This window comes from Sphingobium sp. HDIP04 (genome assembly GCF_000445085.1).
Classification (GTDB): Bacteria; Pseudomonadota; Alphaproteobacteria; order Sphingomonadales; family Sphingomonadaceae; genus Sphingobium; species Sphingobium indicum.
The window spans coordinates 1-23993 of sequence record NZ_ATDO01000130.1; the positions used below are offsets into that span (position 1 = coordinate 1).

Genomic DNA, 23993 nt, shown 5'->3' on the forward strand with positions numbered 1-23993 from the left:
TCCCCAGCGTGTCGGCGGTCAGGCTGCCGCCCGCCGATCCGCTGGCCGAACCCGAAGCGCTGCCGCCGTGGCTCTTGCCATGGCGGCTGACCGAGCCGGATGCGGAACCGCTGCCGCTGCCATGGCCCGAGCCGCTGGCGCCGACGCGGCCATTTTCCAGGTCGATGCTGCGGTCCAGGCCGATGCCGCCCGATCCGCCCAGCGTGCCGCCCAGCGATCCGCCCAGGCCGCCGCCCAGCATGCCGCCGCCACCGCCGCCCAGCAATTGGGCAGAGGCGGGCGCGGCCGTCATGGCGGCAAGAGCGGCGGTTGCAATCAGGAACTTGACTTTCATCGATCGTCTCCTTGTTCGTTGTCGATCCGATGACAAGACAACGTGAGGGCGATGCGATTTAATCCCGCTATGCCGAAAAAAATTTTCAAGCATTTGAAAATCAGTCGTTATTTCTGCAATTCCCGCAAACGACGCTAAGGCGGCCGCCCCGCTTCGCCTCCGCCCGCAGGGCCGCCAGGCTGCCGGTGGCGAACAGCCGCCCGGCGACCAGCGGCGCGGCGAAGGACGTGCCGCGAACCTTGCCCTTGCCGCCATCGGCGCGGGCCGCATTCATGTCTGCCCCCGGCGCGGCGAAATCGACATGGCGCGCTCGCCCGGCCTCCGGCAGGACGCGGCCCCGCCCGTCTATCCCAGTGACGGCGATCACCCCGGCATAAGAGGCCGGATAGGCCGGCGGCGCGGCCGGCCCGTCATTGCCGACCGCCGCGACCACGGACACGCCGCGTTCCCGCGCCAGCCGGATCGCGCCCGCCAGCAGGGGATTGTCCGGTCCCACCAGGCTGACCGTCACCACATCGGCCCCGCGCGCCGCCATCCATCCCAGCGCCCGCGCCATCGCAAAGGCGCCGCCGCCCGCCGGATCGTCGCCATATATATCCGCCACCAGCAGGGGTGCGCCGGGCGCCGCGCCCCTTATGCCGGTCGTCCCGCTGATGAGGGAGGCGACCGCCGTCCCATGCGCGCTGGCGCGGGGAGCGCCTCGGGCAAAGCCGCGCTGCTCGATCGGGCCGCTCAGGGCCGGATGGCGCGCCACGCCGCCGTCGATCAATCCCGCCGCCTTGCCCCGCACCGGCCCGGTTTCCGCAAGCGCGGCGGCGGCAAGGCCGATGGAGGCGCCGCTGGGGAAATAGAGATTATCGGCGCTGGCCTGCGCCTCTGGAGCGAGGGATCGGACTTGCTTCAACGCCCGCGACAGGCTGCGGCCCTGCGGCACGGTCAGGCGGGTGACGCTGAGGTCCAGCCCCTCTATGGCGGCATTTTCCACGCCATAGCCGGCGGAACGCAAGGCTGCGACGCTTTCCGCCCGCGCCCCGGTCAGCAATATGACACCGCGCCGCGCCGGTTCGCGCCGGTCGTCCAGTTCCACCGAATCGGCGTGCCGCCGCAGCAGATTGTCGATCCGCACCGCTCGCGCCGCAACCAGCCGGTCGGCCAGGCGCGCAGGCGACAGCCGGTCGATCCCCGCCTGGTCCAGCCTGCCTTCCACCCGGTCCAGCACATGCGGCGCCACGCCGCCCGCCTGGCCGCTCACCTGGCCCAGGGCGCCGCCCGGCGCGGGCAGCAACTGCGCCTGCGCGCCCGGTGCGGTCAGCAGCAGGCCGGCGACGATCCATGGACGCGTGAACTTCATTTCGATCTCCCAGCCGCCGGCCTTTCCATCATTGGACCGCATTACGGTCCTTTCGCTCTCAAAATGATTCATCGCGAAAAAATTTCCGATAAAAGATTCATGATTCAGGGATGAAACGCGCGGCGGCAGCCGTTTCATCCCTCAGGAAGCTGAATGGAGACCGGATGTCGTTCGAAAGCGATCTGTTGGCGATCCTGCCCCGGCTGCGGCGCTTTGCCGCCAGCCTGTCGCGGGACCGCGCCGATGCGGACGATCTCTGCCAGGCGGCGTTGGAAAAGGCGCTCCGGGCACGCGATCAATGGCAGCCGGGAACGAGACTGGATAGCTGGATGTATCGGATCATGCGCAATCTCTGGATCGACGAGGGCCGCTCCCGGCAGCGCGCCGCCCGCACCTTCGCGCCGGAGGAGGCGGGCGAGCATGTCGGCCATGCCGGCGACCGCGACGTGGAGGCGCATGTCATGCTGTCCGACGTCGACCGCGCCATGCACGGCCTGCCCGACGAGCAGCGGGAGGCGATCGCCCTCGTGCTGGTGGAGGGGCTGTCCTACAAGGAGGCGGCGGAGGTGCTGGACATTCCGATGGGCACGCTGACGTCGCGGCTGGTGCGCGGGCGCGGCGCGTTGATCGAATTGCTGGGGGAAGCGGCATGACGGACATGGACGAAGCCATGCTGATCGCCTTCGTCGATGGCGAACTGGACGAGGTGAACCGGCGGCGCGTGGAGCGGGCCGTGGCGGAAGACCCGGCCCTGGCCGCGCGGCTGGACATGCATCTTCGCCTGCGGGAGCGATTGGCGGGCCATTATGCGCCCATCGAAGCCGAGCCCGTGCCGGCGGCGATGCAGGCCCTGTTGCGGGAGGAGGCGAAGGTCGTCCCGTTCGCTCGTCCGGCGACGGAGCGGCGGCGCGCCTGGGTCACGGGCGGGGCGATCGCCGCGAGCCTGCTGCTGGGGCTTGGCATCGGGCATTTTTCAGGCGGGAGCGGCAGTCCGATTGCGGTGGAGCGCGGCGCGATGGTCGCGCAGGGCGAACTGGCGTCGGCGCTCGAAACCCAACTCGCCTCCGCCCAGCAAGACGGGCCGATCCGCATCGGCCTCAGCTTCCGGCGCAAGGGCGGCGGCTGGTGCCGCAGCTTCGAAGGACAGGCCCTTTCGGGCGTCGCCTGTCGCGAGGAGCAGGGCTGGCAGCTGCAGCAGCTCTTGCCGGGCGCGGGGCAGGGGACGGCCTATCGGCAAGCGTCCTCCGGCGACATGCGCCTGATGGCGACCGTCGATGCATTGATGGACGGCCCCCCCCTCGACGCCGCGCAGGAGAAGGCGGCGAAGGACAGGCGGTGGCAATAGGATAGAGGCTGGAAGGGGTGGGGGCGGATGTTCCCCCATTCGTCACCCCGGGCTTGACCCGGGGTCCCGCTGCCTTGGACGAGGTGCACTCAGAAAGAAAGCGGGACCCCGGATCAAGTCCGGGGTGACGGAAAACTAACGTCCGCTACTGGCCAAACCAGCCCCGATGGCATCGCAAGAAAAGGCTAACGCATCTGCATGGCCGTCCCGCTCAAAACTCGAAATTCAACCGGCCATAGTAGAAGCCGCCGCTCGCGCCATAGGGCGAATATTGATTGTAGAGGGAAAAGCCGTTGGCCTGCAACGAAACGGGCAATTTGTCGGGATAGATGTTGAACAGATTGTTCGCCCCCGCCGTCAGCTTGATACCCTTGCGCAGTTCCATCCCCAGTTCCAGGTCGAAAATGACCTTGGGGTCGATCTCCGCATCCAGCGAGGGCGTGGTCGGATGGACCATCGTCACCTTGCCATATCGGGTGGCGCGCAGGTTCAGGCTGGCCGGCCCCCTGGTCCAGAACATGTTGGCGATGAACTTGTCGCGCGGCGTGCCCTTGGTGAAATCCCCCCGTTTCGCCCGGCCGATCAGCATCAGCCCGGAATCGGCCAGCACCGGCGGCACGGCGTCGACATGGGTGAAGACGGTCTTGTTGAAATTGGCGGACAGGCTGAACAGCGCATGGCCCAGATCGCCCAAGCCCGCCCGCCAGGTGCTGACCACGTCCAGCCCCCGCGTCCGGGTGTCGGCGGCGTTGGAGAAGTAGAATCCGCCCGCCGAGGAGGTGATGCCCGCCGCCGCCAGAACCCCGCGCACCAGCGGCCCTTGCAGGGTTTCGGACAGCAGGATGCGGTCCTTGATCCTGATCTGATAGGCGTCGACCGTGATGTTGAGGCGCGGCGTGGGCGTCAGGACGATCCCGGCGGACAGGTTCCGCGATTTTTCCGGTTTCAGCGGCGTCGCGCCCAGCGCCACGGCGGCGGCGGAATCCACTGGCAAGGCCGACACGGGCAGCAGCACGCCGCTCACGTTGATCGTGCTGGCGGAGGAATAATGCTGCTGTTGCAGGGTCGGGGCGCGGAAGCCCGTGCTGGCGGTGCCGCGCAGCGCCAGGCCGCGCAGCGGCTCTATGCGCACTGACGCCTTGCCGGTATCGGTCGTGCCGAAGTCGGAATAATCCTCATGCCGTCCGGCCAACGCGACCTCGAACCCCTCGACGACCTGCTGTTCCAGGTTCAGATAGGCGCTCCAATTGTCGCGGCTCCATGTTCCGGCGGAGGAAAGGGGGAAACCCGTCACCCCCTGCGACCCGGATGTCCGCAGCACGCCGGCATTGGGGCCGGTGGTCGATCGGTATCCGCCGTCGATATAGGAAACCGGGTCGCCCGCGCCGATGGCGTAGCTGTTCCAGCGATATTCCGCGCCCAGCGCCACCAGCAACGGTTCGGCCAGGCCCAGATCGACCGTCTTCTGAAGGTCGAGATTGGTCGTCCATTCCTTCGACGTGACGGCGCCGATATGCATGTCGGTGGGGCTTGCGGGGCCGAGCGAGGCGTTGAGGACCGAACTTTCCCGATATTTCGCCCAATCGCGGGAAAAGCTGCTGGACAGGTCGTAATGGAATGTGTCCGACAGGTCGCCGCGCAGCCCCGCCGTGGTCTGGAAATCCTCGTCATAGATGTGGAGATGCGGGCTGTAGCCGTTGGGGAACAGTTCGGGAATATTGTTCGGCGCGTCGGGGAAGCGATAGGTCAGCCAGGCGTCGCTATGCCGTCGCGACGCCGTGCCGAACAGGTAGAGTTCGACCTGATCGCTCACCGGCAGCGACAGGTCATAGGCGAAGTTGATGCCCGACACCTGCGGCTGGCCGCCGCGGTTCACGTTGCGGTCGACGGTCGCCTCCCGCGGGTCGAGCGCGCCCGTGGTCGAGGAATAGAGCTGCCCCACCCGCGCATAGAATTGTCCCGGATTGGGCGCGCTGCGATAGGTGCGGCCCTGAAGGAAGGCGTCCAGCGTGAAGTGGACATGGCCGCCGTCGCCGATGCCGAAGCCCTTGCTGATCTGGAACCGGCCCTGTTCGCCGCCGCCGTCCGCCGTGGCGCCGCCCAGGAAGGAGGCGCTGCCGCTGGCGTCGTTCTTCAGCAGGATGTTGACGACGCCCGCGATCGCGTCCGACCCATATTGCGCCGATGCGCCGTCGCGCAGCACCTCTATCCGTTCGATGGCGGAGGAGGGGATAAGGTCCAGGTCGGGCGGCGACTGGCCGTTCTGGGTCGTGCCGTTGATGAACAGGGTCGCGGTGTTGTGACGCCGCTTGCCGTTCACCAGCACCAGCAGATGGTCGCCGGCAAGGCCGCGCAGCGACAGCGTCTTGACGGCGAAGCTGGCGCCTGCGCCGCTGTTCGACACGTTGATCGACGGCACCAGCGTGCCCAGCAGGTCGCGCACGGACTGCTTGCCGCTCGCCTCCAGATCCTTGGCGCTCAGCACGTCGATGGGGGCCAGGCTTTCCGCGACGGTGCGGGTGGTCTGGCGGGTGCCGGTCACGATGATCGGGGCCGAGGCCTCCTCCGCATCGGCGGGAGCCATGGCGACTGGAGCCCCCGACCCGCCCGCCATGGCGACCTGCGCCAACTGGACCGACAGCGGGCTGCGATGGGCGACGGTGCGGCTGGCCGGCACGGCAAGGGCGATGACTCCCGCGCCCGCCTCGCTATGCCTGAGCGCGGTCCCGGCCAGCAGCCGCTTCAGCGCGTCTTCGGTCGACAGCCAGCCCTGCACGCGTCGGCTGCGGATCGACGCGACCTCGTCATAGGGGAACAGGATGCGCACGCCCGACTGGGTCGAAAGCTGGCGCAGGGCGCTGCTCAGCGGCTGAGGGGCGATGTCGAACTTGTGGCGCTGCGACAGGGTGGCGTCCATTTTCGGCGACGCCACGAGCTTCATGGGCGAAACAAGGCATGCGGCAAAGGCGAAGCCCGCCAATGCATGGCGAATGCGCATCGAATATTCCCCTGTTGCGGACGGCTTTTGCCGTTCCGACGTCGTCCAACGAAGAAAAAGTCCCGATCCGCCATCCATTCCGGTGAAGCGGGCGGGAAGGATCGGATGCGACGGATAAGGGATCGGGAAATCAGCGGGAAATGAGATTTCCTTATCCCGATATTGCAAGTTGCGTCGGGCGCCTTCATCAATCCCCGGTTTGCAGGAACCAGCGCCGGTCCCCCTCCAGCCCGATCGCCGTCAGCCGGCCGCTGCGGAAGGCGCCGGTGTCGATGCCGATCCGGTTGGGCCGGATGTCCACATCCGCGCTGATGTTGTGGCCGTGCACGATCATCTTGTCCAGGCGCCCTCCATGGTTCAGGAAATCGCCCCTGATCCAGCGCAGGTCGGCCGGAATCTGGGCATGGAGCGCGACGCGCGGCCGCACCCCCGCATGGACGAAGAGGTAATCGCCCAGCGGCAGCATATCGGGGAAGTCGTCCAGGAAATCGACATGGTCGCGGGGGACGTGAGCCAGCATCCATCGCGCCATCGCCTCGTCGCTCATCCGAGCGCCGTCCTCCGGCCCCAGTCCGTAGCTGGCCAGCGTCTCCACCCCGCCATGGCGGCGGAACAGGCGGGCGGCCTGCGCCCTGCCGCGCGCGGCGGCGACGAACATCTCCTCATGATTGCCCTTGAGGAAGCGGACCTCCTCGCCGGAGCGCGCCAGGTCCATCGCCCGTTCGACCACCTGCCGCGACTGCGGCCCCCGGTCGACTAGGTCGCCCAGCAGGATCAGCAGCCGGGGCAGGGGATGGCGCCCCGCCTCGTCCAGCGAGATCCGGTCCAGCAACTGGGCGAGCAGGTCGTCGCGGCCGTGAACGTCGCCTATGGCATAGACGCGCCGGTCCCCGCCCACGCTGGGGGGCGGCGCATGCTCCCGCGCCTTCCGCGTTCGGAACGGCATCAGCATGGCGGGCCTGCCTCACATATCATGCCGCCAATGTCGCACAGCGTTACAGGCGCGGCAATGTGACGCCCTGCTGCCCCATATATTTGCCCGCGCGGTCGGCATAGCTGGTCTCGCACGGCTCATTGCCCTGGAGGAAGAGGAACTGGCACGCCCCCTCATTGGCGTAGATCTTGGCCGGCAGCGGCGTGGTGTTGGAAAATTCCAGCGTCACATGTCCTTCCCAGCCCGGTTCCAGCGGCGTCACGTTCACGATGATGCCGCACCGCGCATAGGTGGACTTGCCCAGGCAGATCACCAGCACGTCGCGGGGCACGCGGAAATATTCGACCGTCCGGGCCAGCGCGAAGCTGTTGGGCGGGATGATGCAGACATCGGTCTTGCGGTCGACGAAGCTGTTGGCGGCGAAATCCTTGGGGTCGACCACGGCGCTGTCGACATTGGTGAAGATCTTGAACTCGTCCGCCACCCGCGCGTCATAGCCGTAGGAGGATAGGCCATAGCTGATGCAGCCGTCCCGCCGCTGGCTCTCCACGAACGGCTCTATCATGTTGTTGCTCCGCGCCTGTTCGCGAATCCACTTATCCGACAATATCGACATGGCTGTTCAGCTCTTTCCAGGGGTGATGCCCAAATCGGCGGGACCGAAGGCATGGGGCAGGAGTTCGGCGACGCGATGTTCGACCAGCGCGTCTCCTTCCGGCGCCGCGCAGTAAATGGCGAGCGTCCGCCCGGCCATCTGCTCGGCTTCGTTCATGATCTGGCGGCACCGGCCGCAGGGGGTGACGATGGCCTGCCCCGATATGGCGCCGTCCGCACCCATGGCGCCGCCCACGACCGCAACCGCCTCCACATCGGCAAGGCGGCCCTGCGCATTCGCCGCGGCCAGCGCCACCGTTTCGGCGCAGAGCGACAGGCCATAGCTCGCATTCTCGAAATTGCAGCCGGTCACGATCCGCCCGTCGGTCAGCCGCACCGCCGCGCCGACGGCGAAGCGGCTGTAGGGCGCGTGCGCATGGCGCATCGCTTCCCGCGCCGCTTCGACCAGCTTTTCCGTCGCATTCATCGCGCCATCACATCCCATCGCACCGGACCGTCGATGCCGTCGATATGCCGCATATCATTGGCTGTCCACATCACCCATTTGCGCTGCCCGCCATCGGGCGCGAAGAAATTGCGATCCAGCCACAAGGTGCGGTTGATTCCCGACGCGATGGCGTATTGGGCGTCGAAATCGTCGCTGACGTTGAGCAGCACCGGCGTGCCCGCATGACTTTCGATCAGGTTGATCAGCGTGTTCAGTTCCGACAGCACCGCATCCTGCCCCGGCCGCGCGCGGCAGCCCGGATCGAACGCCAGCCTGATCACCGGGGGCAGCGCGGCATTGTCGCGCGGCACCATGGTCATGAAGCCCGTCGCCTGTTCCGAAGCCCTGGCGCACAGGCTGAAATCGAGCGCGGCGCCATAGCGCATCCCCGCCGCCCTCGCGCCCGCCCAGTTCGCCTCGAACGCCGGATCGCGGAAGCGTCCGCCGCTCGATGCGCGGATATAGGCGAAATCGGCCCCCTGCGCCGCCAGCGTGCCCCAGTCGATCGGGCCGTTGTCCGACGACACCGACACGCCCTGGGTTGGGAACGCCTCCCGGCCGGGCGCCCATTCCCGCGCATAGAGCCACCCGCCCAGGGCCAGCAGGCCCGGAACGGCAAGAAACAGGCAAAGACGGGCCATGAAATGGCCGGCGCTGACGATATGGATGCCCCTTACCCCTTGATGTGCAGGACGCAGATCAGCGTGAACAGGCGACGGGCCGTATCGAAATCGACCTTGACCTTGCCGTCCAGCCGCTCGATCAGCGTCTCGGCGGCGGCATTGTGGATGCCCCGGCGCGCCATGTCCACCGTTTCGATCTGCTGCGGCGAAGCGTTGCTGATCGCCTGGTAATAGCTGTCGCAGATCGCGAAATAATCCCGGATCGGGCGGCGGAACCGACCCAGGCCGAGGATGATCGCCTCCAGCGGATCGCCGTTTTCCCGGCGTATCTCCATGACCAGCCGGCCTTCCTCGACGCGCAGGTGCACCTTGTAGGGGCCGGCATAGCCGTCCTCATGGCTGCGCTGCGGCTCGAAATAATTATCCTCCAGCAGGTCGAATATGGCGATGCGCCGTTCCTGCTCCACATCGGCGTTGCGCCAGAGGATCGTCCGCTCGTCGAGCGTGATATCGATGATGCGCGGATCGGCCATGAACGCTATGGTCAGTGCGGCGGCGCAAGGGGAAATGCAACCGGGAAAAGCAAGGGCGCGGTTGTCCACAGCTTTTCCCAATCGTTTCAATGTCGGACCTTGCGCCCCGCCGCCAGCGAAGCGATGAGGGAGGCATGGTCGAACTCGTGCAAATCAACGCCGCCGCGGAAGCCGGCATCACCGAACTCCCGCGCAATGTGGAGGCGGAGGCCGCGCTGCTGGGCGCGCTGATGATCGACAACCGCATTGCCGAGGATGTGCAGCTCAAGCTGAAGGCGGAGCATTTCTTCGAACCCCTGCACGGCCGCATCTACGAAGCCGTGATGAAGCTGGTCGAGCGGGACATGGTCGCCAACCCGGTGACGCTGAAGCCGCTGTTGGAGCAGGATCCCGCGCTCAAGGAACTGGGCGGCGTCGGCTATCTGGCGCAATTGACCGGCAATGGCGCGGCGCTGCTGGGCGCGAGGGACTTCGCGACGCAGATATACGACCTCGCCTTGCTGCGACAGCTTGTCCATGTCGGCCGGGAACTGGTTGAAAACGCGCTGGACACCAGCGAGGACGTAAACCCCCGCGAGCAGATCGAGCAGGCCGAGGTCGCGCTCTACAAGGTGTCGGAGGGCGAGGGGGAGACCGGATCGGTCAAGAGCTTCGCCACGGCCACCACCATGGCGGTCCAGATCGCGGAGCGCGCGCTCAACAGCGGCGGGCATGTGTCGGGCATCACCACCGGCATCAACAGCCTGAACGAGAAGATCGGCGGCATGCACAATTCGGACCTGATGATCCTTGCGGGTCGTCCGGGCATGGGCAAGACGTCGCTGGCGACCAATATCGCCTATAATGCGGCCTCGCGCTGGCTGCGCGACAATGCCGACGGCATTCCGCCGGAAAAGAATATGGGCGCGAAGACAGCTTTCTTCAGCCTGGAAATGTCCGCCGACCAGCTTGCCACCCGCGTGCTGGCCGAACAGTCGGGCATCAGCGGCGAAGCGCTGCGCATGGGCAAGATCAGCCGCGCCGATTTCCAGAACCTCTCCCGCGCTGCGCGGGAGTTGCAGGAATTGCCGCTGTTCATCGACGATACGCCCGGCCTGACCATCGCCGCGCTGCGCACCCGCGCCCGCCGGTTGAAGCGGCGGCATGACATCGGCTTCGTCGTGGTCGACTATCTCCAACTGCTCCAGGGCACCGGAAAGGGCGACAATCGCGTCAACGAGATTTCGGAGATTTCCCGGGGCCTGAAGACGCTGGCGAAGGAATTGAATTGCCCGGTTCTGGCGCTGTCCCAGCTCAGCCGCGCCGTCGAACAGCGCGAGGACAAGCGGCCCCAGCTATCGGACCTTCGCGAGTCCGGCTCCATCGAGCAGGACGCCGACATGGTCTGGTTCGTCTTCCGCGAGGATTATTATGTCGCCGCGAAGGAGCCGGGGAACAAGGAAAGCCCCGAACATCTGGAATGGGCGCAGGAGATGGAGCGCATCTACGGCCTGGCCGAGATCATCGTCGCCAAGCAGCGCCATGGTTCGACCGGGCGCATCCGCATGAAGTTCGACGCGAAGATCACCCGCTTCTCCGACCTGGCGGAGGGCAGCTATATGGAGGATTACGAGTAGAGACATGCGTGTTCCTGCGCAGGCAGGAGTCCAGTCCGGACGTTCCACCTGGGTTCCTGTCTGCGCAGGGGCATGGTTCAGCCCGAAACAAACGCCTGGAACACCAGCGCCAGCCCCACCATGCTGACGAGATAGGCGATGGTCCGCACCATGGGCACGCCCATGCCGTAAAGCGGCAGGTAAACCGCCCGCGCCCCCAGCCAGAGCCACCCGCCAAGCGCCGTCGTCCCGCTGGTCTTCCCGGCGATCACCACGCCCAGGAGTACGATGATCGCGATCGGATAGGTTTCCAGGAAATTCGCCTGCGCCCGCACCAGCCGCCCGCCGACGGGATCGAGCGGCGGCAATTCCTCGTCCCGCGCCCCCATGTTCCATTTGGCGCCATATTGGCGCGTCTTGATGTGCGCCGCCGCGAAGATGTGGACCAGCAGCAGCACGCAACTCCACGCCAATATCTTCAGCTCGACCGCCATGTCTCGTCCCTCCGCTCAGTCTGTCATGACCGGCGACCATATCGCGCCCGCTTGGCCCGCGCCATAAGTCTCGATTGCCGTCGGCAGCGGATTGGCTGCCGGCGCCCATCGTCGGATCTCAGGTCAATCGCGCATGCGCATTGCGGATATGGGGTGTCTGCTGAATCAGGTAGCGGCTGAACTGAACGGCGAAAGGCGCCGATAGCCGATAGGCGACATCGCCATCGCCGGTCCTGTATTGCTGCACCACATGCCGGTCGATCAGGCGCCGCAGGATGTAGCGGCTGGTTTCGATCGACTCATCGGCAAATTCGATGACCCGCTCCATCGACGTTTCGGTGCCATTCTCGCCGTCGATGAAAAGCCCGATGCTGATCCAGAAGGGCCCGTCCCCGTCCAGGAAATCGTCAAGATACTGTCGGCGCGCCCGGACGAGGGTTAGCAGCAATTCCGCGCTGACCAGCGCATCTTGCTCACCGATCGGGCGAGCCTTGCTTCCCGAACCGGCAGGGGGGGCGGACCCCCCCTTTTTTTCGATGAATGACATAGGCACTCTCTTTCGAAGCGGGAAGATTCGGAAGAGCGCAAGGTTCCACGAGTCGAGATATTCTCGACGCAGCCGCCCTTTCGGTCAGAACACCGGCTGGTTGGCCGGATCGTCCGGATCGGCGGCGGGGGAGGGGATCGGCGTCACCGGCGAGTGGATGCCGCATTCCACCTTGTCCCATCCGCGCCAGCGCCCGGCGCGGGGGTCTTCGCCCGGCAGCACCTTGGACGTGCAGGGTTCGCAGCCGATGGAGAGATAGCCCTGCGCCTCCAGCGGGTGGCGCGGCAGCTTCTCCGCCTCGAACCAGGCCTCCAGGTCGTCCTTCGTCCAGTCGCCCAGCGGGTTGATCTTCAACCGGCCGTCCTCGACCTCGAAACGGGGCAGGTTCTGGCGCGTCACCGACTGGAACGCCTTGCGCCCGGAAATCCAGGCGTCCAGCCCTTCCTTGGCGCGGTTCATCGGCTCGACCTTGCGGATTTCGCAGCAGCCGTCGGGATCGTAGGACCAGCGCAGGCCGGTCTCGTCCTTCGCCGCCAGCACTTCGGCATGGGGCGTGACGGCGCGGCTGTCGGTGAAGCCCAGCGTCCGGATCAGCGTTTCGCGATAATCCAGCGTTTCGCGAAACATCTTGAGCGTGTCCACGAAGATCACCGGCACGTTCTTGTCGGCCTTCGCCACCAGATCGAGCAGCACCGCGCTTTCCGTGCCGAAGGAGGAGACGACGGCGACATTGCCCGCCAGCCCCTCGGCAAAGACGGTCTTGAGCATGGAGAGCGTGTCGACGCCCTCGAAGCGGGCGTTGAGCGCATCCGCATCCGCCTGGGTGAAGGCGGGGCGGGCGTCGATCACGTCAAGCTGGCGGGCAGGTTCAGCCATTTGCATTCTCCGGGTGCCGTTTCGCCCAGACCGGGCGGCGGCCGTCGATCGTCTTCTGATAGACGTCCTCATAACGATGGAGCGCGCGCTCCACGGCGGCATCGTCCAGCGCCTTGTCGGGCCGGAAGCTGTCGAAGCCGCAGCGGCGCATCGCGACGATCTGGTCCACCAGCACATCGCCCACGGCGCGCAGTTCGCCCCGATAGCCGGCCTCGCGCAATATCCGCGCCGCCGAATAGCCGCGCCCGTCGCCGAAAGCGGGGAAGTTCACCTCCACCAGCGACAGCCTGTCCAGATAGGGCAGCAATTCGCGGGCATCCTCGCCCGCTTCGATCCGGACGGCGGTCGAATTGGACTGGCCGGTGAAGGATTCGACCGTCACGGCCGGTTCCTGGCCGCCATCGCCTTCGCGGAAGGACAGGAACTCAACCATAGATCGCCTCCTTGAAGGGCCTCATGCCAAGACGGCGATAGGTGTCGAGGAAGCGTTCGCCTTCCTCCCGCTGTTCGAGATAGAGGTTGGTGACCTTCTCGATCGCGTCGACCACGCCGTCCTCCGAAAAGCCGGGGCCGGTGATCTGGCCGACGCTGGCGTCCTCCGCGCCTGACCCGCCGAGCGAAAGCTGGAAATTCTCCACGCCCTTCCGGTCCACGCCCAGCACGCCGATATGGCCGGCATGATGATGGCCGCAGGCATTGATGCAGCCGGAAATCTTGACCTTCAGCTCGCCCAGTTCCTTCTGCCGGTCCGCCGCGGCGAACCGTTCCGACAGCTTCTGCGCCAGCGGGATGGAGCGGGCATTGGCGAGGCTGCAATAATCCAGGCCAGGGCAGGCGATGATGTCGGTGATCAGGTCCAGATTGGCCTCGGCAAGGCCGGCCTCGTCCAGCTTCTGCCAGATGGCGTGGAGGTCCGCCTTCTTCACATGCGGCAGGACCAGGTTCTGCGCATGGGTGACGCGCAGTTCGTCGAGCGAATATTGCTCGGCCAGGTCCGCCACCAGCGCGATCTGCTCCGCGGAGGCGTCGCCCGGAATGCCGCCGCGCGGTTTCAGGCTGATGTTGACGATGGCATAGCCCGGCTGCTTGTGCGCCGCGACCTGACGGTCCACCCACAGGGCGAAGGCCGGATCGCTGCGGTCGATGCTGTCGCCCAGGCCCGTTTCATAGGCGGGGCCGGCGAAATAGGCGCGGATGCGGTCCAGTTCCTCGGTCGGCGGGTTGAGGCCCAGCGTCCGCATATGGGCGAACTCCTCCTCGACCTGCCGCCTATATTCCTCGACGCCCAGTTCATGGACCAGGATCTTGATCCGCGCCTTGTACTTGTTGTCGCGCCGGCCATAGCGATTATAGACGCGCAGGCACGCCTCCAGATAAGAGACGATCTCATCTTCGGGCACGAAGTCCCTGATAAGCGGCGCAACCATGGGCGTGCGCCCCATGCCGCCGCCGGCATAGACCTCCGCGCCTATCCGGCCGTCGCGCGACACCAGCTTGAGGCCGATGTCGTGCAGGCGCATGGCGGAGCGGTCCTCCTCGCTCGCGATCACGGCGATCTTGAACTTGCGCGGCAGATAGGTGAATTCGGGATGGAAGGTCGACCATTGGCGCAGCAGTTCCGCCCAGGGACGCGGGTCGGCCACTTCGTCCGCCGAAACCCCGGCATATTGGTCGGAAGAGATGTTGCGGATGCAATTGCCGCTGGTCTGAATGGCATGCATCTCGACCGTTGCCAGTTCGGCAAGGATGTCCGGCGCGTCGGCCAGCTTGATCCAGTTATATTGCAGGTTCTGCCGCGTGGTGAAGTGGCCGTAGCCCCGGTCATATTTCGCCGCGATCTCGCCCAGCTTGCGCATCTGCCGGGCGCTCAGCGTGCCATAGGGAATGGCGACGCGCAGCATATAGGCGTGCAGCTGAAGATAGAGGCCGTTCATCAGCCGCAGCGGCTTGAACTGGTCCTCCGTCAACTGCCCGGCCAGACGGCGCTGGGTCTGGTCGCGAAATTCCTCGACGCGGGCGTCGACAATGGACTGGTCGTAGCTGTCGTAACGATACATGGTTCAGATCACCCAGTTGCCGGCATCGGCGTCATTCGGTTTCAGCGTCAGGTCGGGGCGCACCGTCGGTCCCAGGGCGCGGATGCGGTCCTTGATATGCGCGGGGCGCACGCCGTCTTCGGTCACGGTCGCATCGATCACATAGGCGCCCACGACCCGCAGCGCGGCTTCCTCCGCCCGGGCCAGATCCTCGCCCTTGTCGCCCACGTCGACGGAATCGCCGACCTGCCGCGACCAGCCGTCGCCCGCCCACCAGATCACGTCCCCGGTGCCAAGGTCATTGCCGGTCAAAATCTTCACTTTTCAGTCTCCGCCCCAAATGTCTCCCGCGCGGCCCAGCCGGCCAGCACATCCTGCGCCAGCGCATAGGCCGCCACCTCCCCAACCACAATCAGGGCGGGGCTTTTCACTTTTTCCCGCGCCACCATCTCGCCCAGATCGGCAAGCAAGGTGCGCAGCGTCCGCATGTCGGCGCGCGTGCCGTTTTCCAGAACGGCGACGGGAATGGCTGGGGACACGCCGTCCGCGATCAGCTTGTCGGCGATGTCCGCCGCCGTCGCCACGCCCATGTAGATGACCAGCGTGCGCCCCGCGCCAGCCAGCCCGGACCAGTCCTGATCGGTCAGCCCCTTGCATTGCCCGGCGACGAAGCTGACCGCGCTTGCCGCGTCGCGATGGGTGAGGGGCAGTTGCGCCTGCGCCGCGCAGCCGATGGCGGCGCTGATGCCCGGCACGATTTCCACCGGCACTCCGGCGGCGCGGCACGCCTCCATCTCCTCGCCGCCGCGGCCGAAGATGAAGGGATCGCCGCCCTTCAGCCGCACGACCCTGCGCCCGGCGAGCGCCAGTTCGACCAACAGGGCATTGATCCCATGCTGCGGCACCGAATGGCGGCTGCGCCGCTTGGCGACGGAAATCAGTTCGGCATGGGGGGAGGCGAGCGCCAATATGTCCGCCGAAACCAGCCCGTCATGCACGATCACCTCCGCCTCGCCGATCAGCCGCGCGGCGCGCAGCGTCAGCAGTTCCGGATCGCCCGGACCCGCGCCGACAAGGGTGACAGTGGCAGGTGGAATTTCAGCCATGCTGGGCAGATGGCGAAAACCGACCCCGGTTTCAATTCAGAATGCGTTGGCCGGGACGAAGGAAAATTTGGGGAGGATCGATTTGATCCGTCGCGCTGCCGCCCGGTGGCTCAATCCCCCATCGCGCTCGTGTCGATGTCCTTAAGGCCGATGCCGATGGACGCGCGCGGCTGCTCGATCTCCACCGACGCGACCGGATAGGCGCAATAGTCCGCCGCATAATAGGCGCTGGGCCGATGATTGCCGGAAATGCCCACTCCGCCGAAGGGCGCGGAGGAGGAGGCTCCGTTGGTCGGCCGGTTCCAGTTGACGATGCCCGCCCGGATATTGGCCCAGAACTGGTTATATTGCTCCGGCGATCCGCCTATCAGAGCGGCGGACAGGCCGTAGCGGGTGTTGTTCGCCTCCCGGATCGCGGATTCGAAATCCGGCACCCGGACGACCTGCAACAAGGGGCCGAACAGTTCGACATCGGGCCGCTCCGCCATGGCGGTCACGTCGATGATCGCCGGCGTCACGAAGGGCAGCCCCTTGGTCGTGCGGACCATATGCTTGATCGGCTTGCCGCCGTTGCTCATCAGATAGAGGAAACTCTCAGTCAGGTGATCCGCCGCCTGGTTGTCGATCACCGGACCCATATAGGGCGCGGGGTCGGCATGGGGATGATCGACGATCAGCCGGTCGGCCAGCCTCTTGACCTCCCCGACCAGCGTGTCGGCCAGTTCCTCCTTGACGATCAGCCGGCTCGCCGCGGTGCAGCGCTGTCCGCTCGACAGGAAGGCCGACTGCACGATCAGCGTCGCCGCGCTGGCGATGTCGGCGGTGTCCCAGGCGACGATCGGGTTGTTCCCGCCCATTTCCAGCGCCAATATCTTGCCGGGATTGGCCGCGAATTGCCGGTTGATCGCGATGCCGGTCTGCGCCGACCCGGTGAAGAGGACGCCCCCCACATCGGGATGGGCGGCCAGCGCCTTGCCCTCGTCCGGCCCGCCCAGCACCAGCCGCACGGCATCCTCCGGCACGCCCGCCTCATGGTAGCAGCGCACCAGCATCTCGCCCACGGCGGGCGTTTTTTCCGACGGCTTGAAGAGGACGGCGTTGCCGGCCAGCAGGGCAGGGACGATATGCCCGTTGGGCAGGTGCGCCGGGAAATTATATGGCCCCAGCACCGCCATGACGCCATGCGGCTTGTGCCGCACGGACTGGCGCGCGCCCATCGCCGCCTCCAGCCGCCTCTGTCCGGTGCGTTCGGAAAAGGCGGCGACGGAAATGTCGACCTTGTTCATCACCGCCGTCACTTCGGTCCGCGCATCCCACAGCGGCTTGCCGGTTTCGCGGGCGATCAGGTCGGCCAGCGCCTCCTCATTGGCGCGCACCACATTGACGAAGCGGCGCAGCGTTTCGATGCGGTAGGCGATGGGCTGGGCGGCCCATTTCGGCCAGGCGGCACGGGCCAGGGCGACCTCCGCTTCCACATCGCTGGCGGTCCCCTGCCACAAAAGCGCGCCAGTGGCGGGTTCGAACGAAGTCAGCGCGGCGGACATGGTGCCGATATGGCAATTAATTCCGCTTTAGGGAAGGGCCTGGCTCCCGGCGAGGCATCGGCTCAGGGCAGGTCCGGGGCGTCGCCCATCGCTTCGCCCATGCGGCGGACCGCCGTCACCTTCGCATGCAGCGGCGCCCAGTCGTCATCCCGGTCGATGGCGCTCCAGATCGCCTCCACCTCATCGATATGCATGGAGCAGGGCAGCGGATCGGCCCAATAGCCATGATCCATCGGCCCGCTCGCCTCGAACCCGGCGATCGCCTCGCGGAAACCGGCCCATTCCTCCCCGGCATAGGGCGCGCCGTCGCGGGGGTCGCCGCCCCGCCAGTCCTGGAAGAAGCGATCGATCGGCCGCTGGGTGGCGACCATGCCCCGAACCGCCGCCTCGACCATGGCGGCGGCATCGTCCGTCGGCACGACTCCCAGGCGCCAGCAGAAGCGGCGCGCCATCGCCTCGCCATAAAGCGCTGGAAAACGCTCCAACTGCGCGATCAGCGGTTCGGCCTCCGTCAAGGGACGCAACGACACGGCAAGCTGCGCCACGTCCCAATGGATCGCCTCCGCCTGCCGTCCGAAGGCGTAGAGCCCGGCATGGTCGAAATAGGCGGCGGTGAACCCCGGTTCCCAAAGCGGCGCGAACCGCCACGGCCCATAGTCGAAGCTCTCGCCCGTCACATTGATGTTGTCGCTGTTGAGCACGCCATGGACGAAGCCCGCCACCATATAGCTCGCCGCCAGATCGGCCGTGCGTTCAACCACCCGGCCCAGCAGTTGCGCGGGAGGATTGTCGCCCGGCTCCTCGCCGTAGAGCTTCGTCAGCGCATAGTCGACCAGCCGCTCCAGCAGCGCCTTGTCGTCGAAATAGGCGGCGCGCTGGAAGGAGCCGATGCGGATATGCGAGTGGCTGAGCCGCACCATCACCGCCGCGCGGGTGGGGGAGGGTTCGTCATTGCGCTCCAGCGCCTCGCCCGTTTCGACGATGGAAAAGGTCTTGGAGCTGTTGACGCCCAGCGCCTCGAGCATCTCCGTCGCCAAAATCTCCCGCACGCCGCCCTTCAGCGTCAGCCTGCCGTCGCCGAAGCGGCTATAGGGCGTCCGGCCCGAACCCTTGGTGCCCAAATCCAGCAGCCGGCCGGCGCCGTCCCGAAGCTGCGTGAACAGGAAACCGCGGCCGTCCCCGATGTCGGGATTGTACACGCGGAACTGATGCCCATGATAGCGCAGCGCCAGCGGCTGGGGCAGCGATCCCTCCAGCGGCTGGAACCGGCCGAAATGCGCCAGCCATTGCTCATCGCTCAGGTCGCTGAGGCCCACCGCTTTCGCCCAGCGGTCATTGCGGAACCGCAGGACGGTCCGGGGAAAGTCCGCCGCCGCGACGGGATCGGCAAAATCGGGCTGCAGCGCGGCGATTTCGTTCGCGGGGCTGAATTTGGCGGGTTGCAGGGCAGGGCGCATGCGGCGATATGGGGGATGCAGGGTGGAAGGATCAAGCAGCTTGAGCAGCCATAGCGACGGATACTGGTGGTCCCCCGACGGGCTGAGGCTCCATTATCGCGATTATGCTGGCGGCGACGATGGCCGTCCGCCCCTGCTCTGCCTGCCGGGCCTCACTCGCAACGCCCGCGATTTCGAACCGCTGGCGGCGCGCCTCGCGGGGCCATGGCGCCTCATCTGTCCCGACATGCGCGGTCGCGCCGAAAGCGCGCAGGCGAAGGACCCGATGACCTATGTCCCGCTCACCTATCTGCAGGACATCGGCCGCCTGCTGGCGGACCTGGCCATCACCCGCTTCGTCGCCATCGGCACGTCGCTGGGCGGCATCATCACCATGCTGATCGCGGCGACCCATCGCGAATGGCTGGCGGGCGCGCTGCTCAACGATGTCGGGCCGACGCTGGAGGAGGCCGGCCTTGCGCGCATCCGCACCTATGTCGGCATCGGCCAGTCGCATCCAAGCTGGGTCCATGCCGCCCGCGCCCTGGAGGAATCGAACCGGGACATCTATCCCGGCTATGGCCTCGACCAATGGCTGGCCATGGCCAAGCGCCTCTACCGCCTCAACAGCGCGGGTCGGATCGTGCTGGACTATGACATGCGCATAGCCGAACCCTTGCGGGTCGCGGGCAGCGAGGCGAGCGTCGACATGTGGCCGGTCATGCAGGCCTTTCGCGGCATTCCGACGCTGGTGCTGCGGGGCGAGCGTTCCGACCTGCTCTCCGCCGCCACCGCCGCCCGCATGGTGGCGGAAATCGGCCCCGGCGCGGAATGCGCGACCATTTCCAATGTCGGTCACGCCCCCGTCCTGGACGAGCCGGAATCCGTCGTCGCCATCGACCGGCTGCTGGCGCGGGTGCTGAATGGCTGAAGCGGCTTGAGCGGCATGGACCGTTTCGCCGCGCGCCGGCCTCGGCAGATCGATGGCCCGCCCCGGCTGCTGCATGTCCACGGCAGCTTTTCACTGGGCGGCAAGGAGGCGCGGGCCGTGCGCCTGATGAACCTCTGGGGCGACCGCGCCCGTCACAGCATCGTCAGCGCCGCGCCCCAACTGATGAGCGCGCGCGACGCCATCGACCCCGCCACGCCGGTCGACTTTCCCGAATCCCCTCCGCTCGCCGGCAGGCCGGGCCTTGGGCGCTTCAGGGCGATCGCGGCCTTCCTGGCGGATTACGACCTTGTCCTCAGCTATAATTGGGGCGCGATGGACGCGGTGATGGCGCGGCGCATCCATGGCGGGCCGCCGCTGATCCATCATGAGGACGGCTTCAACGCGGATGAGGCGGGCGGCCTCAAGCCGCAGCGCAACCTCTATCGCCGCCTGGCGCTCCAGCGCGCGCATGCGCTGGTCGTCCCGTCCGTCCGGCTTGAAGGCATCGCCCGCGACATGTGGCGTCAGCCGCCGCGGAAGGTCCATCTGATCCGCAACGGCATCGACACGGCGCGCTATGGGCAGCCGCCCTTGCCCGACGCCATTCCCGCCCTCGACCGCGCGCCCGGCAAGCTGCTGGTCGGCACCGTGGCGGGCCTGCGTCCGGTCAAGAATATCCGCCGCCTCGTCCGCGCCGTCGCGCCGCATCGCGAGCGGCTCCAGCTGGTGGTGGTGGGGGAGGGGCCGGAGCGCGACGCCATAGCGGCGGAAGCCAGGGATCACGGACTGGCCGACATCTGCATGGCCGGATTCCTGCCGGAACCCTGGCGCTTCATGGGCCTGTTCGACATCTTCGCTTTGTCTTCCGACAGCGAGCAGTTCCCGATCTCGCTGGTGGAGGGGATGGCGGCGGGCCTGCCCGTCGCATCGACCGACGTGGGCGACGTCGCCGCCATGGTCGCGCCCGAAAACCGGCCGTTCATCGTCCCGGACGAGGCGGCCCTGTCGGCCGCGCTCGGCACGCTGGCCGGCGACCCGGACCTGCGGCAACGGCTTGGCGAGGCGAATCGTCACCGCGCCGGGCGCGATTTCACCGAAGCCGCGATGGTGGACGCCTATGCCGCGCTTTACGGGCAGGCACTATCCAGTCCCCATATTTTGCGGTAGGGCGCGCCCAAATATTCGTCATCCGACCGCAAAGCTGCTATAGGGCGGCCTTCATGTGGTTGGGGGCCACGGAATTTTTTGCGTGGGAGATTGCGTTGTTCAAGGGGTTGAAGCCCATCGTTTACGGCGGCCGGGAAGTCTGGCCATTGGTCGAAGGCGGCAAGGGGGTGGCCGTTTCCAACCATGCCAGTTCCGGCGCCTGGGCGGCGGCCGGCGGCATCGGCACGGTGTCGGCGGTCAATGCGGACAGCTATGACAGCTTCGGCAACGTCATTCCCCAGGTCTATCATGGCCGCACCCGTCGCGACCGGCATGAGGAACTGATCGCCTATGCCATAGACGGCGCGGTCGAGCAGGTGAAGCGCGCCTTCGAAATCGCGGGCGGCAAGGGCGCGATCAACATCAACGTGCTCTGGGAAATGGGCGGCGCGCAGCGCGTCCTGCACGGCGTCCTGGAAAAGACGAAGGGAATGGTCGCGGGCGTCACCTGCGGCGCGGGCATGCCCTACAAGCTGTCGGAGATCGCCGCCTCCTACGGCGTCAACTATCTGCCCATCGTCAGTTCCGGCCGCGCCTTCCGCGCCCTGTGGAAGCGCGCCTATTCCAAGGCGTCGGAATGGCTCGCCGCCGTGGTCTATGAGGACCCGTGGCTGGCGGGCGGGCATAACGGCCTGTCCAACGCCGAAGACCCGAAGGCGCCGCAGGATCCCTATCCCCGCGTCCGCGACCTGCGCGCCACCATGCGGGAAGGCGGCATTTCCGACGATGTGCCCATCGTCATGGCGGGCGGCGTCTGGGCGCTCAAGGACTGGAACGACTGGATCGACAATCCCGAACTGGGCGCGATCATGTTCCAGTTCGGCACCCGTCCGCTGCTGACGCAGGAAAGCCCGATCCCGCAGCTCTGGAAAGAGCGGCTGATGCAGTTGGAGCCGGGCGACGTGCTGTTGCACCGCTTCTCGCCGACCGGCTTCTACAGTTCGGCGGTCCGCAATCCCTTCCTGCGCCAGCTTGAGGCGCGCTCCGAACGGCAGATTCCCTTCAGCACCGAACAGGCGGGCGACCATACGCACCAGCTCGACGCGGGCGTGAAGGGCAAGAATTTCTGGGTGACGCGGGGCGACCTGCTGCGCGCCCGCGAATGGGTGGGGCAGGGCTTCACCTCCGCGCTCAAGACGCCCGACAATACGCTGGTGTTCGTGACCGAGGAGGAAAAGGCCGAAATCCGCAAGGACCAGACCGACTGCATGGGCTGCCTCAGCCAATGCGCCTTCTCAAGCTGGATGGACAGCGAGACCAACTCGACCGGGCGCCTGGCCGACCCGCGCAGCTTCTGCATCCAGAAGTCCTTGCAGGAGGCGGTGCATGGCGGCGATCTCGACAAGAATCTGCTGTTCGCGGGCCATGGCGCCTATAAGTTCAAGCAGGATCCCTTCTACTCCAACGGGTTCGTGCCGACCGTGAAGCAGCTCGTCGATCGCATCCTGACCGGCGACTGATGGCGGATATTCAGGGACTGGCGGTGCTGCATTACGACACGCCGCATTTCGATGTCGTGCGACCGGGGCAGTTCGTGCTCTGCGCGGTTTCGGGTGCGCGTATCGATCTGGAAGACCTCAAATATTGGAGCGCGGAGTTTCAGGAGGCTTATCGGGGGCCGGAGGAAGCGACCCGTTCCTTCCTGGAACATCGCGGCGCCGGCTTTCGCTAACGGCTTGAATATAGATTGATTTGCGAGGACTGCCGGGATGAAGCGGCACTTCTTGCCGCACTGCGCCCTAATGATGTTCAAGACCCCATATTTTCGGTTCGGCGCTTTTATGGATCGGTCGGGCGCAGTTATTCTATTCCTTTCTCCGCGCTGATGGTTTATCCTTCATAAACGAGGCGACGAAGATCGCTCGACCAAGGAAGGATGCAAGCGATGTCGCGGATCGACATTTTCGGTGATCGTCTCTGTGTTGTGACGAGCCTGCTGATCATGGGCTGGTTCCTCTACAATGTGGTGTTCTGACAGGCGCGTCTCACCCTTGTTCTCTAATGACGGAACTCGGGCCGGCTGTGCCGCGAAACCTGCGGTCTGCACGACTTAAGCAAAGCTATCTTCCATCTCTCTACAAATGCAGTAGATATATTGCCGAGCGCAACGCTCCGCGGCTTTTGAAGGATGTCAGCTTGCTCCGCGTCACCAACGGCTAAAGCGCACGGTACTGAAGCGACGACGCAAGGTTTCGTGTTCCTCCTCGACAGGAGAAGACGATGACCCGCAATGCCATTCGTTCCCGCCGCCAACGCCGATTCGGCGCCAGCCCGCAAATCCACATTCCCCATTCCTCCTGGACCCGTCCCGAACGTCCATCCGAAAGCGGGACGCCGGTCAAGCCCGACGAGTTCTGGAGCCGCCTGGGGCTTTGAACCGGAGTGTTTCCGTGAAGTGGGATGAGGCTGGCCATCGTCCGCCTTCTCGCGCTGAACCGAATGCCGATTGGCGCTGGAGCGCGTTGGCTACTTCCCGTCACCCCGGGCCAAGCCCCGGGGCGACGAAAGGAGGAGTGGTGGGAAACCACCCAAATCACCCAGTCCTTCGAATGTCGAATTGCCCACCTGCCTGGAGCGATTTCCCAAGCAGGCGGAAAATCTGCATGCATGGTTTTCAGATCATTTCCTGCCCGCGCTGGCGAGATAGGCGATCAGATTGGCGCGATCCGCGGGATTGGGCAGGCCCGCGAACATCATCTTGTTGCCCGGCACGCTGGCGGACGGCTTGGTCAGGAAAGCGTCCAGCGACTTGGCGTCCCAGCGGATACTGGCTTTCTTCATCGCGGCGGAATAGGCGAAACCCGGAACCGCGCCGGATGGCCGGCCCACGATTCCCCCGAGCGACGGACCCAGACGGTTGACTCCCGGATCGACCGCATGACAGGCCATGCAGCGGGCGAAGACCGCCTTGCCCTTGGCGGCGTCGCCAGTCTGGGCAAGCGCGGGACTCGCGATCAGCATGGCAGCGGCGAGCGCGGCGAACCTCGAAATCATCGATTGTC

26 protein-coding genes are annotated in these 23993 nt (G+C 66.2%); 8 read left to right on the forward strand and 18 right to left on the reverse strand.

From position 1 onward, the window contains the following. The coding region (locus L286_RS44795) for a hypothetical protein (RefSeq protein ID WP_021223988.1) at positions 1 to 334 on the reverse strand (334 nt) is incomplete at its 3' end. Positions 335 to 434: 100 nt separating this feature from the next. Further along, positions 435 to 1757 carry a S8 family serine peptidase gene (locus tag L286_RS44800; RefSeq protein ID WP_025160507.1) on the reverse strand — a complete coding sequence of 441 codons (1323 nt, stop codon included), beginning with the start codon at positions 1755 to 1757 and terminating at the stop codon, positions 435 to 437. A gap of 92 nt (positions 1758 to 1849) precedes the next feature. Here L286_RS44800 and L286_RS44805 point away from each other — a divergent pair, with 92 nt between their 5' ends. Then, positions 1850 to 2338: an RNA polymerase sigma factor gene (locus tag L286_RS44805; RefSeq protein ID WP_007682404.1), complete on the forward strand. Its 489-nt coding sequence runs from the start codon at positions 1850 to 1852 to the stop codon at positions 2336 to 2338. Further along, on the forward strand, positions 2335 to 3030 hold the full coding sequence (locus L286_RS44810) for an anti-sigma factor family protein (protein WP_020821002.1): 696 nt from the start codon (positions 2335 to 2337) through the stop codon (positions 3028 to 3030). The genes L286_RS44805 and L286_RS44810 overlap by 4 nt, the downstream gene beginning before the upstream one ends. Before the next feature lie 211 nt (positions 3031 to 3241). On the opposite strand, the gene L286_RS44815 is transcribed toward L286_RS44810, so the two are convergent. Genes L286_RS44815 through L286_RS44840 form a run of 6 tightly spaced genes read right to left on the reverse strand, consistent with a single transcriptional unit; the run spans position 3242 to position 9220 of the window. Then, on the reverse strand, positions 3242 to 6196 hold the full coding sequence (locus L286_RS44815) for a TonB-dependent receptor plug domain-containing protein (RefSeq protein WP_020821001.1): 2955 nt from the start codon (positions 6194 to 6196) through the stop codon (positions 3242 to 3244). 19 nt (positions 6197 to 6215) lie between these two features. Continuing rightward, entirely contained in the window at positions 6216 to 6980 is a 765-nt protein-coding gene (locus L286_RS44820; protein WP_020821000.1) for a metallophosphoesterase family protein, read from the reverse strand. A 43-nt stretch (positions 6981 to 7023) separates the two neighbouring features. Then, on the reverse strand, positions 7024 to 7578 hold the full coding sequence (dcd, locus tag L286_RS44825) for a dCTP deaminase (protein ID WP_007688937.1): 555 nt from the start codon (positions 7576 to 7578) through the stop codon (positions 7024 to 7026). Positions 7579 to 7584: 6 nt separating this feature from the next. Beyond that, entirely contained in the window at positions 7585 to 8043 is a 459-nt protein-coding gene (locus L286_RS44830; protein ID WP_013039929.1) for a cytidine deaminase, read from the reverse strand. Then, on the reverse strand, positions 8040 to 8705 hold the full coding sequence (locus L286_RS44835) for a glycoside hydrolase family 25 protein (protein WP_007688951.1): 666 nt from the start codon (positions 8703 to 8705) through the stop codon (positions 8040 to 8042). Before L286_RS44835 ends, L286_RS44830 begins: the two co-directional genes overlap by 4 nt. A gap of 32 nt (positions 8706 to 8737) precedes the next feature. Then, positions 8738 to 9220, reverse strand: a complete 483-nt coding sequence (locus L286_RS44840; RefSeq protein WP_021223354.1) for a UPF0262 family protein — start codon at positions 9218 to 9220, stop codon at positions 8738 to 8740. A gap of 134 nt (positions 9221 to 9354) precedes the next feature. Here L286_RS44840 and L286_RS44845 point away from each other — a divergent pair, with 134 nt between their 5' ends. Further along, the gene (locus L286_RS44845) at positions 9355 to 10836 is read left to right on the forward strand and encodes a replicative DNA helicase (protein ID WP_025160509.1); all 1482 of its coding nucleotides are present in this window, start codon (positions 9355 to 9357) and stop codon (positions 10834 to 10836) included. A gap of 77 nt (positions 10837 to 10913) precedes the next feature. Here the strand turns inward: L286_RS44845 and L286_RS44850 are convergent, their stop codons facing one another. From L286_RS44850 to L286_RS44890, 9 genes are all read right to left on the reverse strand, one after another. Then, the gene (locus L286_RS44850; protein ID WP_007688954.1) at positions 10914 to 11309 is read right to left on the reverse strand and encodes an MAPEG family protein; all 396 of its coding nucleotides are present in this window, start codon (positions 11307 to 11309) and stop codon (positions 10914 to 10916) included. Positions 11310 to 11427: 118 nt separating this feature from the next. Beyond that, on the reverse strand, positions 11428 to 11856 hold the full coding sequence (locus L286_RS44855; RefSeq protein ID WP_020820997.1) for a hypothetical protein: 429 nt from the start codon (positions 11854 to 11856) through the stop codon (positions 11428 to 11430). 84 nt (positions 11857 to 11940) lie between these two features. Then, entirely contained in the window at positions 11941 to 12732 is a 792-nt protein-coding gene (locus tag L286_RS44860; RefSeq protein ID WP_020820996.1) for a phosphoadenylyl-sulfate reductase, read from the reverse strand. Continuing rightward, positions 12725 to 13165 (reverse strand): DUF934 domain-containing protein, encoded by a 441-nt coding sequence (locus L286_RS44865; RefSeq protein ID WP_007688963.1) that lies wholly within the window; start codon positions 13163 to 13165, stop codon positions 12725 to 12727. The genes L286_RS44860 and L286_RS44865 overlap by 8 nt, the downstream gene beginning before the upstream one ends. Further along, positions 13158 to 14789 carry a nitrite/sulfite reductase gene (locus L286_RS44870; RefSeq protein ID WP_007688965.1) on the reverse strand — a complete coding sequence of 544 codons (1632 nt, stop codon included), beginning with the start codon at positions 14787 to 14789 and terminating at the stop codon, positions 13158 to 13160. Before L286_RS44870 ends, L286_RS44865 begins: the two co-directional genes overlap by 8 nt. Before the next feature lie 3 nt (positions 14790 to 14792). After that, positions 14793 to 15089, reverse strand: coding sequence for a DUF2849 domain-containing protein (locus tag L286_RS44875; RefSeq protein ID WP_007688967.1), 297 nt, complete (start codon positions 15087 to 15089; stop codon positions 14793 to 14795). Further along, positions 15086 to 15874, reverse strand: a complete 789-nt coding sequence (gene cobA, locus L286_RS44880) for a uroporphyrinogen-III C-methyltransferase (protein ID WP_020820995.1) — start codon at positions 15872 to 15874, stop codon at positions 15086 to 15088. Before cobA ends, L286_RS44875 begins: the two co-directional genes overlap by 4 nt. 110 nt (positions 15875 to 15984) lie before the next feature. Next, the gene (gene astD, locus L286_RS44885; RefSeq protein ID WP_020820994.1) at positions 15985 to 17418 is read right to left on the reverse strand and encodes a succinylglutamate-semialdehyde dehydrogenase; all 1434 of its coding nucleotides are present in this window, start codon (positions 17416 to 17418) and stop codon (positions 15985 to 15987) included. 62 nt (positions 17419 to 17480) lie between these two features. Continuing rightward, positions 17481 to 18875 carry a protein adenylyltransferase SelO gene (locus tag L286_RS44890; RefSeq protein WP_020820993.1) on the reverse strand — a complete coding sequence of 465 codons (1395 nt, stop codon included), beginning with the start codon at positions 18873 to 18875 and terminating at the stop codon, positions 17481 to 17483. A gap of 40 nt (positions 18876 to 18915) precedes the next feature. Here L286_RS44890 and L286_RS44895 point away from each other — a divergent pair, with 40 nt between their 5' ends. The 5 genes from L286_RS44895 to L286_RS49090 all read left to right on the forward strand — a co-directional run bounded on the left by L286_RS44895 (position 18916) and on the right by L286_RS49090 (position 23367). Further along, entirely contained in the window at positions 18916 to 19785 is an 870-nt protein-coding gene (locus L286_RS44895) for an alpha/beta fold hydrolase (protein ID WP_020820992.1), read from the forward strand. A 15-nt stretch (positions 19786 to 19800) separates the two neighbouring features. Continuing rightward, complete coding sequence (locus L286_RS44900; protein ID WP_020820991.1) at positions 19801 to 20952, forward strand: glycosyltransferase family 4 protein; 1152 nt, start codon at positions 19801 to 19803, stop codon at positions 20950 to 20952. A gap of 95 nt (positions 20953 to 21047) precedes the next feature. Then, positions 21048 to 22451 (forward strand): NAD(P)H-dependent flavin oxidoreductase, encoded by a 1404-nt coding sequence (locus tag L286_RS44905; protein WP_025160510.1) that lies wholly within the window; start codon positions 21048 to 21050, stop codon positions 22449 to 22451. Beyond that, positions 22451 to 22663, forward strand: a complete 213-nt coding sequence (locus L286_RS44910) for a DUF2093 domain-containing protein (RefSeq protein ID WP_007688981.1) — start codon at positions 22451 to 22453, stop codon at positions 22661 to 22663. Before L286_RS44905 ends, L286_RS44910 begins: the two co-directional genes overlap by 1 nt. 548 nt (positions 22664 to 23211) lie before the next feature. Continuing rightward, positions 23212 to 23367: a hypothetical protein gene (locus L286_RS49090; RefSeq protein WP_007688983.1), complete on the forward strand. Its 156-nt coding sequence runs from the start codon at positions 23212 to 23214 to the stop codon at positions 23365 to 23367. A gap of 243 nt (positions 23368 to 23610) precedes the next feature. Here L286_RS49090 and L286_RS44915 read toward each other — a convergent pair whose 3' ends face one another. Next, complete coding sequence (locus L286_RS44915) at positions 23611 to 23985, reverse strand: c-type cytochrome (protein WP_020820988.1); 375 nt, start codon at positions 23983 to 23985, stop codon at positions 23611 to 23613. Positions 23986 to 23993 lie beyond the last annotated feature (8 nt).